At 64.4% G+C, this 14,329-nt stretch carries 17 protein-coding genes and 1 tRNA gene; 5 read left to right on the forward strand and 13 right to left on the reverse strand.

Annotation, left to right across the window (positions count from 1 at the left end; translation table 11 throughout):
- Positions 1 to 37 precede the first annotated feature (37 nt).
- The gene (locus V9K91_RS06620; protein ID WP_336443267.1) at positions 38 to 580 is read right to left on the reverse strand and encodes a GNAT family N-acetyltransferase; all 543 of its coding nucleotides are present in this window, start codon (positions 578 to 580) and stop codon (positions 38 to 40) included.
- Between the two features lie 236 nt (positions 581 to 816).
- On the opposite strand from V9K91_RS06620, the gene V9K91_RS06625 reads away from it, so the two are divergent.
- Complete coding sequence (locus V9K91_RS06625) at positions 817 to 1,290, forward strand: hypothetical protein (RefSeq protein WP_249832837.1); 474 nt, start codon at positions 817 to 819, stop codon at positions 1,288 to 1,290.
- Positions 1,291 to 1,363: 73 nt separating this feature from the next.
- On the opposite strand, the gene V9K91_RS06630 is transcribed toward V9K91_RS06625, so the two are convergent.
- The 3 genes from V9K91_RS06630 to V9K91_RS06640 form a co-directional block, all read right to left on the reverse strand.
- Positions 1,364 to 2,254, reverse strand: a complete 891-nt coding sequence (locus V9K91_RS06630) for a hypothetical protein (RefSeq protein WP_336443266.1) — start codon at positions 2,252 to 2,254, stop codon at positions 1,364 to 1,366.
- A gap of 223 nt (positions 2,255 to 2,477) precedes the next feature.
- Complete coding sequence (locus V9K91_RS06635; RefSeq protein WP_249832839.1) at positions 2,478 to 2,897, reverse strand: type II toxin-antitoxin system YafO family toxin; 420 nt, start codon at positions 2,895 to 2,897, stop codon at positions 2,478 to 2,480.
- Positions 2,898 to 2,953: 56 nt separating this feature from the next.
- The gene (locus V9K91_RS06640; RefSeq protein ID WP_249832840.1) at positions 2,954 to 3,145 is read right to left on the reverse strand and encodes a hypothetical protein; all 192 of its coding nucleotides are present in this window, start codon (positions 3,143 to 3,145) and stop codon (positions 2,954 to 2,956) included.
- A gap of 178 nt (positions 3,146 to 3,323) precedes the next feature.
- Here V9K91_RS06640 and V9K91_RS06645 point away from each other — a divergent pair, with 178 nt between their 5' ends.
- Entirely contained in the window at positions 3,324 to 3,650 is a 327-nt protein-coding gene (locus V9K91_RS06645) for a hypothetical protein (protein WP_249832841.1), read from the forward strand.
- Here the strand turns inward: V9K91_RS06645 and V9K91_RS06650 are convergent.
- From V9K91_RS06650 to thrS, 9 genes are all read right to left on the reverse strand, one after another.
- A tRNA-Pro gene (locus tag V9K91_RS06650) sits at positions 3,629 to 3,705 on the reverse strand. The genes V9K91_RS06645 and V9K91_RS06650 overlap by 22 nt on opposite strands.
- A 67-nt stretch (positions 3,706 to 3,772) precedes the next feature.
- On the reverse strand, positions 3,773 to 4,129 hold the full coding sequence (locus tag V9K91_RS06655) for a MerR family transcriptional regulator (RefSeq protein WP_068853353.1): 357 nt from the start codon (positions 4,127 to 4,129) through the stop codon (positions 3,773 to 3,775).
- Positions 4,110 to 4,409, reverse strand: a complete 300-nt coding sequence (locus tag V9K91_RS06660) for an integration host factor subunit alpha (protein ID WP_005410432.1) — start codon at positions 4,407 to 4,409, stop codon at positions 4,110 to 4,112. Before V9K91_RS06660 ends, V9K91_RS06655 begins: the two co-directional genes overlap by 20 nt.
- Positions 4,410 to 4,435: 26 nt before the next feature.
- A complete protein-coding gene (pheT, locus tag V9K91_RS06665; RefSeq protein ID WP_336443264.1) occupies positions 4,436 to 6,814 on the reverse strand; it encodes a phenylalanine--tRNA ligase subunit beta in 2,379 nt (792 codons plus the stop codon).
- A 58-nt stretch (positions 6,815 to 6,872) separates the two neighbouring features.
- Positions 6,873 to 7,868, reverse strand: coding sequence for a phenylalanine--tRNA ligase subunit alpha (locus tag V9K91_RS06670; RefSeq protein ID WP_068853355.1), 996 nt, complete (start codon positions 7,866 to 7,868; stop codon positions 6,873 to 6,875).
- Positions 7,869 to 8,060: 192 nt separating this feature from the next.
- On the reverse strand, positions 8,061 to 8,420 hold the full coding sequence (rplT, locus tag V9K91_RS06675; RefSeq protein WP_003484828.1) for a 50S ribosomal protein L20: 360 nt from the start codon (positions 8,418 to 8,420) through the stop codon (positions 8,061 to 8,063).
- 10 nt (positions 8,421 to 8,430) lie between these two features.
- Positions 8,431 to 8,628, reverse strand: a complete 198-nt coding sequence (gene rpmI, locus V9K91_RS06680; RefSeq protein ID WP_017355265.1) for a 50S ribosomal protein L35 — start codon at positions 8,626 to 8,628, stop codon at positions 8,431 to 8,433.
- Between the two features lie 544 nt (positions 8,629 to 9,172).
- Positions 9,173 to 9,712, reverse strand: coding sequence for a translation initiation factor IF-3 (gene infC / locus V9K91_RS06685; RefSeq protein WP_026070650.1), 540 nt, complete (start codon positions 9,710 to 9,712; stop codon positions 9,173 to 9,175).
- Between the two features lie 47 nt (positions 9,713 to 9,759).
- Positions 9,760 to 11,664 carry a threonine--tRNA ligase gene (gene thrS / locus V9K91_RS06690; protein ID WP_068853357.1) on the reverse strand — a complete coding sequence of 635 codons (1,905 nt, stop codon included), beginning with the start codon at positions 11,662 to 11,664 and terminating at the stop codon, positions 9,760 to 9,762.
- 421 nt (positions 11,665 to 12,085) lie between these two features.
- Between thrS and V9K91_RS06695 the strand changes: the two genes are divergently transcribed.
- Genes V9K91_RS06695 through V9K91_RS06705 form a run of 3 tightly spaced genes read left to right on the forward strand, consistent with a single transcriptional unit; the run spans position 12,086 to position 14,227 of the window.
- Complete coding sequence (locus tag V9K91_RS06695; RefSeq protein WP_068853359.1) at positions 12,086 to 12,385, forward strand: hypothetical protein; 300 nt, start codon at positions 12,086 to 12,088, stop codon at positions 12,383 to 12,385.
- Positions 12,385 to 12,648 (forward strand): hypothetical protein, encoded by a 264-nt coding sequence (locus V9K91_RS06700; protein ID WP_249832843.1) that lies wholly within the window; start codon positions 12,385 to 12,387, stop codon positions 12,646 to 12,648. Before V9K91_RS06695 ends, V9K91_RS06700 begins: the two co-directional genes overlap by 1 nt.
- A gap of 10 nt (positions 12,649 to 12,658) precedes the next feature.
- Complete coding sequence (locus V9K91_RS06705) at positions 12,659 to 14,227, forward strand: PepSY-associated TM helix domain-containing protein (protein WP_095362859.1); 1,569 nt, start codon at positions 12,659 to 12,661, stop codon at positions 14,225 to 14,227.
- Positions 14,228 to 14,329: the final 102 nt, after the last annotated feature.

A 14,329-nucleotide genomic window follows, 5' to 3' on the forward strand; every position in this document is an offset into this window, starting at 1 on the left:
AGACGCGCCCGGTAGAGCGGACTGGTAGAGCGGACTGTTAGTCCGCTAGCCCCTCAGCAATCACACATTCCATCGGCTGATAAACCAGCCCCAGATACTCCCCCACCTCCCCCGCAATCCGGAACCCAAACCGCTCATAAGCCGGCACCGAGCTCAACGACGCCCGCACCGTAACAACCTCGCCCCGCGCGCACTCCAGCACCGCCGCCATCAGTGCCCGCCCAACCCCCTGCCCCTGCCACCCCGGCGCCACGAACAGCGTCGCCACGTGCTGGCCGCCCATCAGCTCGGCCACCCCGACAACCCGCCCGGCGGTCTCGAAGACAAACATGTCGTTGTCATCGGACATGCGGTCGGCGAACCCGTTCATCGACACGATGCCGGTAAAGGTCTCAATCCCCAGCGGAGACAGCGACGGCGCCACCGCCTCCAGGAAGGACGCCATGCACACCGCACTGGCCTGCTCCAGATCTGTGGCCCTTAGTCGTCGCACTGCCATTGGGGTGTCCTCCATGAAAATCGGTTTGAAACTGACATCTGGATGGTAGCTGGCGCGACGCAGCCAGCGCAGCGCGCCCACACAGAATGCACCCGGCGCACAAACCAAGCGCGTCCTGAGACACAGTTTGATTAAGGAAAAGGTTCCTACCGCACAGTTCGTCGCCCCAGCCATTGACGGCCTGCCTCATCGCACGCAGCATCCGTCGGTCGCCGCACATCCGGCGACCGGAATTGGCGTTCCGAAGCCAAAGGCGCACCAGCGCCCATCGGCATTCCGCAGGGCGGTGGATCTCACTTCTCCTGAGGAATTCCGCAATGTCCAATGACTCCCTCGCAGCCCCGACCCGCGTCACCGTCCACCTCGCTCACTACTTCGGCGATATCTCCGACTCGCTGGAATGGAACAGTTCGGCATGGGTCGAACTCGAGAAGCGCTTGGCTGCCACCACGCGACCGCTCGATTCGCTGACTATCGGCGAGATCATGCAGGCCCTCGCTGAGACCCGCTGCGGAAGCTCCCCTGCTGCGGGCAACTTCGTCAAACGCATGATCGGCCAGCACGACCCCTCTCGACACGACTTGTTTCGCGTCATACGCAAGCTGTTTCGTATCTACGATCTGCGAATCATCGAACTGCTGGAGCTGATCGATGTGCTCGAACGCTGCCCTGGCACGCTTGAGGACATGCCGATCAAGAATCTCCTCGCACTGATCGCCATCGTGGATATCGATGAAGAACCGCTGGCGCCGGTCGACACAGACACGGGCACCCCGCCAACAACTCACTAGAACCACACGCGCAAGAAAAAGGCCCTCAATGGGCCTTTTTCATTTCCAGATCAATCACGTCCAACTGCCATCCTCAGGCAACATTGGCGCTGCTTGACTCCAGCAAGGTGGGGATGAACGCGATGGATGCGGCGCCGGAATCGATGACGGGAAAGCTCTCATCAACCAAGACTCCACAGAACTCCCATTCCGCATCCCAGCACACATCAGGCTCAGCTTGAACTATCAGCTGAAAGTGCATTGAGCTTGGACCGTCGAGGTGGGGAATGAAAGACGACCTCACAGCAGCCACCTTCAGCCCTCTCCGGCGAAGAAAGCGAAGTGCACAGCCGATGGGCTCCGACCATGCGTCAATGCTCAACCCTTGATCTGTAAGAATCTCCTCGGCGTCCGCCAGTGAGAACCTGTAAGAGCTCAAGGGCCACGGGTCGGGATACTGCTTCGAAGCAGGCGGCTTGGCGATACCTAGCTTGGGGGGTGCCCCTATCCAGAACTCGCAGCCAATTACGTCTGGGCAAGGATTTCCACCCAATACGACGAGGCGCTCTCGAAGGTGGAAGGCATCATGCAGCAATCCTACGAACCCAAGCACGTGGATCACCGCCCCCATTGCAACGTGATCTCCATCCAAGCTGGATCGGAACTCGGCGAACTTTTCCTTCACCCTGCTTACCTGACCAGTGACACAGAGCATTTCCAGCCAACGAACGATGACATATGGATCACCGGGCTTCAGGCGACGTGCGCAGTCGAAACTTTCGTCCGCATCATCAAAGGAGTCATCGATAGCAGATACATATGCGCGCCACTCACAAGTCGTCGCTGCATCTATCGACGCGAGCTGATTCGCCCGCTCTTGAAGTCTGCGTTTCATTGCAAAGCCACTGGCACCAGATTTGAGTGTCTCAAGTACCTCGATCCGCGTTCCACTTAAGATAGTGTCGGGAGTGGCGCTGGAGGACATGAAGGCGCATCCAGAAATTCGGGGCGTAACCGTACCACTCGACTCAATCGTGAAAAGTGCGGCCTGTCCCAATGTTCCATCTCGGAGCAATGTTCCAGGCATGTAAATTTGAAACCTTGATGATGTTATCTAGATTGGTCGCATTGAACGGTTTAAAACCGACATTTGAGCGACTGAGGCCTGCATTGCCGAACGGGCGAACTCCGACCCTTCCCGACTCGATTTAATCCAATGAGCCATCGCACAGGAAGTTCTCAGCGATGATGGCAAAGGCATTCATTACTGCTCTCTCCTTCGCTGTACGCATCAGTGCGACACGGTGCGCGTCTGGCTCATCCAGTATGTAAATCAGTCCAAAGTTGCCGTTGTCATCCCCGACGTAAACTAGATGGCGGTCACTCGTCTTGCGACCGCGGCGCCTGAGCACGTCGAACCAGCGCTTACGCGAGTGGGTATTGAACGGAACTATATGTACGTGTCGCAGCCGGTAACGCTCCCCGTCCACCAACGGAGCAACGTAAGCACCATCTTTGCCGAAGAGTTGATGGGAGAACTCCCGCTGCGGCCAATCCGCCTTCCACAAAGTAAACTCCTTTGCGAACGCTTCTGGCTGAACGCCACTGTCAATGAGCTGGGCATGCAACGCTCGGGAAACCGCTACCGTCAAACCACGCCCCCCGCATGGCTATGCTACGAAGATCAACCGCGTCGAGGGCGAACGCCGCCAAGGGCGTTGAAGGCGCCATCCAAGCTGAACGACTTGGAGGGCTTACGATACAGCGCCTCGGCGATAGTCTCGGCTGACGTGGCCAGCTTTTCAGCCCGTTCCTTGCCCTTGGGGACAGGCGTGCCAAACGTAGCGGCATCAGCGCACTTGTTTTGCATGGCCATAGGAAGGTCCTGATTTACGAGAAAGTTTACTGCGGGTTGATTGTATCAACGAAGATCTGAGTTAGTGTCAAGCCCAGTGGGACACCCCATGATGCAGCGCTCGGGCATAACCAAATATTGCGTTATCTATCAATTGGTTACGCGATAATCAGACGTAAGGCAAACGACCACTCTCCTCTTGGACCAGCGGCACAGCAGTGGTCGCTTTCCGCACAACAGGCTGCGAGGGCAGCCCTTTTCGGGCCGCGAACTGCGCCTGCGGCAGGAAGCAGCAAACCATCTCGTCGATGGCGAGGCGATCCTCCGGAGCCAGGAAACCATGGTCGCGTCGACGGCAATGCGCCAGATCTCGATGACGCGTTCGCCCTCCTCGGGCCGCGAACGTCGAATCGTCAACATGCCCTTCTCCCGCACAATGCAACACCGCCAAAACAAAAAAGGGCCCGCACCAGAAGTGCGAACCCTTGATCGTGTCACCAACAATGGTCGGGACGGCCGGATTTGAACCGACGACCCTCTGCCCCCCAGGCAGATGCGCTACCAGGCTGCGCTACGCCCCGATGTTGCTGGTGTTGTCCCCGCCTCTCAGCGGGCCGACGAGTATAACCGGTTTGATCGAAAAATGGTTCAGCGACGCAGCAGCTGGAGCACTTCTTCCAGCTCCATCCGCGTCTGCTTGATGATCTGGTTGCTCAGCGCCGATTCGTCGCGCGCGCCTGCACCTTCCAGGCGCAGGCGGGCACCGCCGATGGTGTAGCCCTGTTCGTAGAGCAGGCCGCGGATCTGGCGCACCATCAGCACGTCGTGGCGCTGGTAGTAGCGGCGGTTGCCACGGCGCTTGGCCGGTTCCAGGCTGGGAAATTCGGTTTCCCAGTAGCGCAGCACGTGCGGCTTTACATCGCACAGCTCGCTGACTTCACCAATGGTGAAGTAGCGCTTGGCCGGTATCGGCGGAAGTTCGCGGTTACTGCCCGGATCCAGCATATGCCTCTACCCTTTCCTTGAGCTTCTGGCCCGGACGGAAGGTGACCACCGTACGGGCGGAAATCGGAATTTCCTCGCCGGTCTTCGGGTTGCGGCCCGGGCGCTGGTTCTTGCGCCGCAGGTCGAAGTTGCCGAAGCCGGAAAGCTTCACCTGACGTCCCTGTTCCAACGCTTCACGCAGTACATCGAAGAACGCGTCGACAAATTCCTTGGCTTCGCGCTTGTTCAGACCCACTTCGTCGAACAGCTTTTCGGCCATCTCAGCCTTGGTCAATGCCATTGCCTGCTACCCCCCATGCTGCCCGCTCAACCGCGGATCCGGGCGTGGTGTTCACGCTCCATTGCGGCCACCGCCTCGGTGACCACCGCATCCACGTCGCGGTCCGTCAGAGTGCGCGACTTGTCCTGCAAAATCAAGCCCATAGCGAGACTCTTGAAGCCCGGCTCGACCCCCTGGCCGACGTAGCGGTCGAACAGGGTCACCTGGCGCAGCAGCGGGCCCACGGCCCGGCGCAGGGTGGCTTCCAGGTCCGTCCAGGCGGCCGCTTCGGGCACCAGGAAGGCCAGGTCGCGGCGCACGGAGGGGAAACGGGACAGCTCGGCGGCACGCGGCAGGCTGCGGGCGGCCAGCGGGGCCAGGTCCAGCTCAAGGCCGAACACGTCCACGTCGATGTCCATGGCCTTGGCCAGGCGCGGGTGGATCTGGCCGATCCAGCCGATGCTGGCGCCATCGCGCAGCACCTCGGCCGAACGCGCCGGGTGGCCGTACGGGCGGGTGGAGGGCACGAAGCTGAGTGCGGCGCCCGAGGCGGCGGCCAGCGATTCCAGGTCGCCCTTGAGGTCATGGAAATCGACCTTGCGGGTGGCCAGGCCCCACTGCTGCGGGGTGGCATCGCCACACACGGCCACGGCCACGCGCTGGGTTTCCAGCGGGGCGGCGCCCTGCCCGGCCTGCGGGTGGAACACGCGGCCCAGTTCGAACAGGCGCACCGTGCCCTGCTGGCGCGCGGCATTGCGGCCCAGGGTAGCGACCAGGCCCGGCAGCAGCGCCGGGCGCATCACCGCCAGCTCGGCCGACAGCGGGTTGGCCAGGGCCACCACGTTGTCCTGCAGCTGCCACTGGGCCAGCAGGCCGGCGTCGACGAAGGCGTAGTTGATGGTTTCCTGCAGGTCGCGGGCCACCAGCTGGCGGCGCGTGCTCAGGTCGTCCAGGCGGGTTTCGCTGGGCATGGCGATCCGCGCGGCACCGCCCGGCAGGGTGGTGGGAATGCGCTCGTAGCCGTGGATGCGGGCCAGCTCTTCGATCAGGTCTTCTTCAATGGCGATATCGAAGCGGCGGCTGGGCGCGGTAACCTGCCAGCCATCGGCGGCGGCGGCCACGTCCATGCCCAGCGCGCGCAGGATGCGCTCCACGTCGGCATCGGCAATCTGGATGCCCAGCACGCGGGCGATGCGCGCACGGCGCAGACCGATGGTCGCCGTGGCCGGCAGGTCGCTTTCGCGCACCGCTTCGGTCACCGGAGCCGGGGTGCCGCCGGCCAGGTCCAGCACCAGGCGGGTGGCGTATTCAATGGCAGTGCGCGGCAGCGCCGGGTCCACGCCACGCTCGAAGCGGTGGCCGGCGTCGGTGTGCAGGCCCAGCTTGCGGCCACGGCCCATGATGGCGGCCGGCGCGAAGTGCGCGGCCTCCAGGAACACGGCGGTGGTGTCGTCGGTGACGCGGGTGTCATGGCCGCCCATGATGCCGGCCAGGCCCACCGGGCGGTCGGCGTCGGTGATGACCAGGAAGCCGTCATCCAGCGCGGCGTCGCGGCCATCCAGCAGCTTGAGGGTTTCGCCGGCGCGCGAACGGCGCACGGCGATGCTGCCCTGCAGGGTGCCCAGGTCGTAAGCGTGCATCGGCTGACCCAGTTCCAGCATCACGTACTGGGTGATGTCGACCAGCAGCGACACCGGGCGCACGCCGCTGCGGCGCAGGCGCTCGGCCATCCACAGCGGGGTGGCGGCGCGCGGGTTCACGCCTTCGATCACACGGCCCAGGTAACGCGGCGCTTCGGCGCCGGCGTCGAGGGCGATGGTCAGTTCGCGGGTGCCCACGGCGGCGATCGGCGCGGCATTGAACGGCACCACTTCACTGGCGCACGCGGCGGCCACGTCGAAGGCGATGCCGCGCACGCTGAAGCAGTCGGCGCGGTTGGGGGTGAGCTTGATCTCGATGCTGGCGTCGGGCAGGCCCAGGTACTCCACCAGCGACTGGCCCACCGGGGCGTCATCGGGCAGCTCGAACAGGCCCGAGGCGTCGCTGTCCAGGCCCAGTTCCTTGGCCGAGCACAGCATGCCGTTGGAATCCACGCCGCGCAGCTTGGCCGCCTTGATGTTGAAGTCGCCGATCTTCGCGCCGATCATCGCCAGCGGCGCAACCAGACCCGGGCGCGCGTTGGGCGCGCCGCACACGATCTGCAGCTGCTCGCCCTGCCCGGCATCGACCTGGCAGATCTGCAGGCGGTCGGCTTCGGGGTGGCGCTCGGCGGTGACGATGCGTGCCACCACCACGTGGTCCAGGCTGGCGCCGAGGTCGGTGACCTCTTCAACTTCCAGGCCGATGGCGGTCAGTACCGCGCTCAGCTCGTCGCGCGAAGCGGTGGTGGGAACGTGGCTGCGCAGCCAGTTTTCAGAGAATTTCATGGTGTCACCCTGGTGGGCCCGGCGCATGCGCCTGGGCCGTGATGAATGTCGTTCGGCGTTACGCGAATTGCTTGAGGAACCGCACGTCGTTCTCGAAGAACGCGCGCAGGTCGTTCACGCCGTAACGCAGCATGGCAAAGCGCTCCACGCCCAGGCCGAAGGCGAAGCCGGTGTAGCGCTCCGGGTCGATGCCCACGTTGCGCAGCACGTTCGGGTGGACCATGCCGCAGCCGAGCACTTCCAGCCAGCGGGTGCTGCCGTCGGGCTGCTGCCAGGCGATATCCACTTCCGCGCCCGGTTCGACGAACGGGAAGTAGCTGGGGCGGAAACGCATCTCGAAATCGCGTTCGAAGAACGCACGCACGAACTCAGACAGGGTGCCCTTGAGGTCGGCGAAGGTCGAATGCTCGTCCACCAGCAGGCCTTCCACCTGGTGGAACATCGGCGAATGGGTCTGGTCGCTGTCGCTGCGGTACACCTTGCCGGCCGCGATCATGCGCAGCGGCGGCGCGTGGTCGCCCATGTAGCGCACCTGCACACCGGAGGTATGCGTGCGCAGCAGGCGGCCATCGCCGAAGTAGAAGGTGTCGTGCATGGCACGCGCCGGGTGGTGCGGCGGGAAGTTCAGCGCTTCGAAGTTGTGCCAGTCGTCTTCGATTTCCGGGCCTTCGGAGAGCTCGTAGCCGAGGCGGCCGAAGATTTCGGTGATGCGCTCCAGGGTACGGGTCACCGGATGCAGGCCACCGCGTTCGGCGCGGCGCCCCGGCAGGGTGATGTCGATCGCTTCGGCGGCCAGGCGCGCGTCGAGCGCGGCGTTCTCCAGCACGGCCTTGCGTTCGCCCAGCGCGCGGGTCAGCGCGTCACGGGCCTGGTTGATGGCTTCGCCGGCGGCCTTGCGCTCGTCGGCCGGCAGAGCACCCAGCTGCTTGAGCTGTGCGGTGATGCTGCCGCTCTTGCCGAGCAGCGCCACGCGCAGGGCTTCCAGCGCATCGGGGCTCTGGGCGGCGGCCACGTCGGCCAGCGCCTGGGTGGTCAGGGATTGGATGTCACTCATGGATAGCCTGGACCTCGCGTCGGTATGCCTTCGCGATGCGCGCCGGGCCGACCCCCGTCGCCACCGCTGTCGGGACGGCACCCGGTTGGGCTGCCGCCGCCACAAAAAAGAATGGGGAAGGACTTGCGCCCTTCCCCATGCATTGCCTTACCCGCAGCCGTTGCGTTTGAACGGCAACGGCGGGGAGAGGACTTATGCCGCCAGCGCGCCCTTGGCCTTTTCGGCCAGTGCTGCAAAACCAGCTGCGTCGTGCACGGCGATATCGGCCAGGACCTTGCGGTCCAGGGTGATACCCGCCTTGAGCAGGCCGTTCATGAAACGGCTGTAGCTCAGACCATTGATGCGGGCAGCCGCGTTGATGCGGGTGATCCACAGCGAACGGAAATTACGCTTCTTCTGCTTACGACCGATGTAGGCGTACTGCTGGGCCTTGATGACGGCCTGCTTGGCAACGCGGAACACCTTGCGGCGGGCGTTGTAGTAGCCCTTGGCCAGGGTCAGAATTTTCTTGTGGCGGCGACGCGCCTGTACGCCACGCTTTACTCGTGCCATGGGTCAGTCCTCAGAGGTAGGGAAGCATACGGTTCAAACGGCCTGCGTCTTCTGCACGAACATGGTTCGTCTGACGCAGATTGCGCTTCCGCTTGGTCGACTTCTTCGTGAGGATGTGGCTACGGTTGGCGTGGCCAGCCTTGAACTTACCGGAGGCGGTCTTGCGGAAACGCTTGGCCGCCGCCCGGTTGGTCTTGATCTTGGGCATTGCAATGTCCTTGATGATGTTTTGTCACTGACCAGGGCGGTGGCATTGCCACACTTTCCGTCCGTGCCCTTGCCTGCTTGTAAGCCCGGGATCCCCGTTGGGAACCAGGCCGGTCCTGTTGCCGTTGAAAAGCGTGAAACCGTTCAAAACAGCAGCCCCGCGAAAAAACGGGGTCGCCCATTATGCATGGGTTGGGGAACGGGTGCAAGCTGTTGATCAGGCGGGGTTTGCCGGGTCTTGGGTCCGGAACCTGAACGGAACGGACGGCATTGCCGTCACAGCGACTGGGTGTCGCTGACTGGGTGTCGACGGCTGGGTGTCGCCGGCTGGGTAGAGCCGACTGTTAGTCGGCTGCCCTTGGCGGCATGGCGGGAAAGCAGCCGACTAACAGTCGGCTCTACCCCGTCGTACCCGGTCGTACCCGGTCGTACCCGGTCGTACCCCGTCGTACCTCCGTCGCCACCCCGCCGCCTGCCCAGGTGCCGACGAACCAGGGGTTCCGCGCGGCCACGTTCGACGTGGCGCGCGTCGCGCCAGAGCGCGACTACTTCTTCTTCGGCGCGATCATCATGACCATCTGCCGGCCTTCCAGGCGCGGGCGGGACTCGATCACGATGTCCTCGCCCAGATCGGCTTCGATCCGGTTGGCCATTTCGCGACCCAGTTCCTGATGGCTCATTTCACGACCACGGAAGCGGATGTTCACCTTGATCTTGTCACCCTCTTCCAGGAAACCGCGCATCTTGCGCAGCTTGATCTGGTAGTCGCCTTCATCGGTGACCGGGCGGAACTTCACTTCCTTGATCTCGACCTGCTTGGTCTTCTTCTTGGCCTCGTTGGCCTTCTTCTGCGCTTCGAACTTGAACTTGCCGAAGTCCATGATCTTGCACACCGGCGGATCAGCCTGCGGCTGAATCTCGACCAGGTCCAGACCTTCGTCTTCGGCCATCGACAGCGCTTCGTCACGCGTCAACACGCCAATCATTTCACCGTCACTGCCGATCACGCGTACGCGCGGCACCCGGATTTCCTGATTCTTGCGGTTCTGTTTGTTGTCAGGGGTACTGATATTGCAATCTCCCAGAGGAATCAAACCGGCCCTCGCGGATCATCCGCAGGGCCGGGACTTTCTTACACAGACTGTTCTGCCTGCAACCGCTCGACGAACGCCTGGACGGACATGCTGCCCAGATCCTCGCCCGAGCGCGTACGCACGGCTACGGCGCCATTTTCCTTCTCACGGTCGCCCACCACCAGCAGGTACGGGACCCGCTGCAGCGTATGCTCGCGAATCTTATAACCGATCTTCTCATTGCGCAAATCCGACGTTACCCGGAAGCCTTGATCTGCAAGGGTTTTCGTTACTTCCTGCACGTATTCAGCCTGGGCGTCGGTGATATTGGCCACCACCGCCTGGGTCGGGGCCAGCCAGGCCGGGAACTGGCCGGCGTGGTGCTCGATCAGGATGCCGATGAAGCGCTCCATCGAGCCCACGATGGCCCGGTGCAGCATGACCGGGTGCTTCTTCTGGCTGTTTTCGTCCACGTACTCGGCGCCGAGGCGGCCGGGCATCATGAAATCGACCTGCATGGTGCCCAGCTGCCAGGTCCGGCCGATGGCGTCCTTGAGGTGGTATTCGATCTTCGGGCCGTAGAAGGCGCCCTCACCCGGCAGCTCCTGCCATTCCACGCCACAGCTGGACAGCGCCGAACGCAGCGCGGCTTCGGCCTTGTCCCAGGTGGCATCGTCGCCCAGGCGCGATTCGGGGCGCAGGGCGATCTTGATCTGGATCTCCTCGAAGCCGAAGTGCTGGTACACCGCCAGCGCCTGCTGGTGGAACGCGGTCACTTCCGATTCGATCTGCGATTCGGTGCAGAACACGTGGCCGTCGTCCTGGGTGAAACCACGCACGCGAAGGATGCCGTGCAGCGCGCCGGAGGGCTCGTTGCGGTGGCACGAGCCGAACTCACCGTAGCGGATCGGCAGGTCGCGGTAGCTGTGCAGGCCCTGGTTGAACACCTGCACGTGGCCCGGGCAGTTCATCGGCTTGACCGCGTAGGTGCGCTTCTCCGATTCGGTGAAGAACATGTTGTCCTGGTAGTTGTCCCAATGGCCGGACTTCTTCCACAGGCTCACGTCCAGGATCTGCGGGCAGCGCACTTCGCCGTAGCCGCTCTTCTGGTAGACCTTGCGCATGTACTGTTCCACCACCTGCCACAGGGCCCAGCCCTTGGGGTGCCAGAACACCAGGCCCGGGGCCTCTTCCTGCAGGTGGAACAGGTCCTGCTGCTTGCCGATGCGGCGGTGGTCGCGCATTTCGGCTTCTTCGATGCGCTTGATGTAGGCCTCAAGCTGCTTCTTGTCGGCCCAGGCGGTGCCGTAGATGCGCTGCAGCTGCTCGTTCTGCGCATCGCCACGCCAGTAGGCGCCGGAAATGCGGGTCAGCTTGAAGGCCTTCAGGAAGCGCGTATTGGGCACGTGCGGGCCGCGGCACATGTCCACGTATTCCTGGTGGTAGTACATGCCCATGGCCTGGATGTCCGGCGACATGTCTTCGATCAGGCGCAGCTTGTAGTCCTCGCCACGGGCCTTGAAGATTTCGATCACTTCCGCGCGCGGGGTCATCTTCTTGACCACGTCGTAGTCCTGCGCGATCAGCTCGCCCATGCGCTTTTCGATGGCGGCCATGTCGTCCGGGGTGAACGGGCGCTCGGAGTGGATGTCGTAATAGAAGCCTTCGGCGATCACCGGGCCGATCACCATCTTGGCGTCCGGGTACAGCTGCTTGACCGCATGGCCAACCAGGTGCGCGGCCGAGTGGCGGATGATCTCCACGCCTTCCTCGTCCTTGGCAGTGATGATCCGCAGGCTGGCGTCGTGGTCGATGACGTCACTGGCGTCAACCAGCCTGCCGTCCACCGAACCGGCGATGGTGGCCTTGGCCAGGCCGGCGCCGATCGACTGGGCGACGTCCATGACACTGACGGGGTTTTCGAACTCACGGCGGCTGCCGTCGGGAAGCGTGATCGCAATCATGGCTGGGGCTTTGTGCTGGTGGGCCTGCGGCGCAGGCCAGGGAAACGGGGTCGAGGGTGTCCGGGGCGCGCGGCCGGATAAAAGAAAAGCGCCATGAAGGCGCCTGGGCAAGGGGCCGTCATGACGTTCAGCGCTGGGCGGTGGTAGTGCTCATGTCGCACGCTGGACCGGCGCTGGGCGCGGGTCACCTTGTTGCCTCGAGGTGGATGCCTCGATCTTAAACCAAACGGCCGGGGAAGCCCAATCCCGACGGCATTCGCCCGGTGGCCAGCACTACTGAACAGGCCGCTGTGGCGATTGAAAACGGCAATGATTACCATGCGCAGGTTGCCGCACCGCCCGGCCCGTCTTCGTTTCCAAGGATTTCCATGCCCTGCGCCGCCCCTTCGGCCCGCACGCCCCTGCCCCGCGCGGCGCGCCCATGCTGAGCGCCGATGCCCTGGCCCTGCTGTATTGCGCGCTGGCCGGCGCCGCCTCGGCCTTTTCGGCGCTGGCCTTCTATGCTGCCTCCCCGCACTGCCGCTGGCCCCGCCTGCGCCGCGCGGGGCGGCTGGGCCGCCAGCTCGGGCTGGTGGCGGCAGCCACCTCGCTGTGGCTGTGGATGGGCCAGCTGGGCTTTGCCACCGGCTTCTGCGTGACCCTCGGCGGCTGGATGCTCACGGCGATGGTGCTGCCCTATGTTGCTGCCTGGACGCGGCCGGATGCGGAGGCGCGGCGCTGATGTGGGCACGTGCACTGGCCGGCCTGCTGGCGGGCTTCTTCGTGGCTGCGGCCGTCACCGGGTTGATCACCTGGCTGCCGCCGGGTCCGTGGCAGTCGGTGATCGTGCCCGGCATGATCGCCTTCATTCCATTGTGGATGCTGGCCGCGCTGTGGGCCTTCGCATTCCGCACCGGCCCGCGCGCGTGGGGGTGGCTGAGTGCCAGCGCCGCGTTCGGGTTCGGCCTGCTGTGGCTGCTGCGCCACTTCCATTGGCTGCAGTGAGGCCTATTCGATGAAATTCAGTTCGCTCACCCTGCGCACCTTCACCACCGTGCACACCTGGGTTGGCCTGGTGGCCGGCTTTGCGCTGTTCGTGGCGTTCTATGCCGGCGCCATCACCGTGTTCCACCACGATCTGCCGCTGTGGCAGTCGCCGCAGGGCATGGACCAGCCAGCGCAGACCCTGGACGATGCACAGCGGCTGCTCGATGGCGTGCTGGCCAAACACCCCGATGCGCGAAAGCACGTGGGCATGACCTTCCCGGGCGCGGAAACGCCGCAGTCCATCGCGTATTGGCAGGATGCCAAAGGCACCTGGCTGTTTGCCTGGGCCGACCACGTGGATGGCAGCCCCACCCCGCCACAGGCCGGCCTGGCCGAGCTTGTCAACGAACTGCACTACACGCTGGGCCTGCCGGTGGCCGGCATCTACCTGATGGGCGTGGTCAGCCTGCTGTACGGGTTGGCGCTGCTGTCCGGGCTGGTGATCCACCTGCCCAAGCTGGTGGGCGACCTGTTCGCGCTGCGTCCGGGCCGCAACTTCAAGCAGATGTGGCAGGACGCGCACAACGTGATCGGCGTGCTCAGCCTGCCCTTCCACCTGCTGTTCGCGGTCACCGGTGCGCTGCTGTGCCTGATGTTCCTGCAGATGGCCGCGCTGAACCCGCTGATCTACGACGGCAAGCTGCTGGCGGCGCTGCCGGGGGCAACCGATACCGCGCCGATCCGCGCGCCCGCCAACGAGCCGGTGCGTGCCGGCAGCCTGGCGATGCTGCATGCGCGGGCGATCGCGGTGGCCAATGACAAGGGCCAGGCGGTGTTCGAACCGGCCTACCTGAAGCTGGCCAATGCCGGTGACCGCAACGCCGTGATCGAAATCACCGGCGATGGCGGCGTGTCGCTGGGCCCTCTGGGCGCGGTGGCGATGGATGCCAATACCGGCGATGTGCTGCACACCCAGCTGCCGGGGCATCGCGATGCCAACCACGCCACGTTGGCGGCGGCCTATGCGCTGCACTTCGGCGAATTCGGCAACGGGCTGGTGCCGTGGCTGTACTTCGTGCTCGGCCTGGGCGGGGCGTTCCTGTTCTATTCGGGCAACCTGCTGTGGATCGAGTCGCGCCGCAAGCGCCGCCAGGCCACCCAGGGACGCGCGCAGGTGAACATGGCGCGGGCCACGGTAGGGGTGTGCATCGGGCTGTGCGTGGCGGTGTCGGCGGCGTTTGTCAGCGTGCAGTTGCTGGAGCACCTGGCCCCGGCACATGCGGATGCGGGCATGCGCTGGACCTGCTTCCTGGCCTGGGGCGGCTGCGCCTTGTGGGCAGCGCTGCGCGCGCCGTCCAGGGCGGCGGTGGAGCTGCTGTGGGCTGCGGCGGCGGTGACCGCGCTGATCCCGGTGGTGCACGGTGCGATGAGCGGGCTGTGGCTGTGGACCAGCGCCGCGCGCGGCTACTGGCCGCTGTTCTGGGTGGACGGGGTGGCGCTGGCGATGGCGCTGGGCTTTGCCGCCATGGCGCGCGCAACGCAGCGCCGGGCCGTAAACGGCGACCCCAACAGCGTGTGGGCGCACACGCGGGCGTAACGGACAAAGCGCGTGGCCCGCTTTGCATCGCCAGATGCAGGCTGGGTGCCGCTTTCAGAATTCTTCAGGCGTTCTTCCAGCACTTCAGACGCGGTGCTGGCG

This window comes from Stenotrophomonas sp. CCNWLW57, assembly GCF_037203925.1.
In the GTDB taxonomy this organism is placed as follows: domain Bacteria; phylum Pseudomonadota; class Gammaproteobacteria; order Xanthomonadales; family Xanthomonadaceae; genus Stenotrophomonas; species Stenotrophomonas rhizophila_A.